The sequence below is a fragment of the Micromonospora yongxingensis genome (assembly GCF_052601155.1).
The window spans coordinates 1-772 of record NZ_JBQXEO010000061.1; the positions used below are offsets into that span (position 1 = coordinate 1).

General features: G+C 69.3%; 1 protein-coding gene. It reads left to right on the top strand.

Features of this window, described 5'->3' with window-relative positions; all coding sequences use genetic code 11:
• Positions 1–5: 5 nt before the first annotated feature.
• Positions 6–772: dTDP-glucose 4,6-dehydratase (locus tag ACTWLT_RS31535; protein ID WP_445321495.1), on the top strand; the 767-nt coding region annotated here is incomplete at its 3' end.

Consider the following 772-nt stretch of genomic DNA (forward strand, 5'->3'; position numbering starts at 1 on the left):
CCGCCCTGGTCGACCAGGTCGTCGCCGAGCACGACGTGATCGTGCACTTCGCCGCCGAGTCACACGTCGACCGGTCCATCGCCGGCGCCGCGCCGTTCGTCACCACCAACGTCCTGGGCACCCAGACCCTGCTCGACGCCGCCCTGCGCCACCGCACCAGCCGCTTCGTGCACGTCTCCACCGACGAGGTCTACGGCTCCATCGACGAGGGCTCCTGGACCGAAACCTGGCCCCTGGCACCCAACTCGCCGTACTCGGCGTCCAAAGCCGGCTCCGACCTGCTCGCCCTGGCGTACCACCGCACCCACGGCATGGACGTGGTCGTCACCCGCTGCTCCAACAACTACGGCCCCTACCAGTACCCCGAGAAACTCATCCCCCTGTTCGTCACCAACCTCCTCGACGGCGCCACCGTGCCCCTCTACGGCGACGGCGGCAACATCCGCGACTGGCTGCACGTACACGACCACTGCCGCGGCATCGCCCTGGTCCAGCAGAAAGGCCGCGCCGGCGAGGTCTACAACATCGGCGGCGGCACCGAGCTGACCAACAAGGACCTCACCGGCCGCCTCCTGCAAGCCTGCGACGCCGACTGGGACCGCGTCGTACCCGTCGCCGACCGCAAGGGCCACGACCGCCGCTACTCCCTGGACATCACCAAGATCAGCCAGGAACTCGGCTACGCCCCCAGCATCGACCTCGACCACGGCCTCGCCGACACCGTCCGCTGGTACCGGGACAACCGCACCTGGTGGGAGCCCCTCAAGTCCGC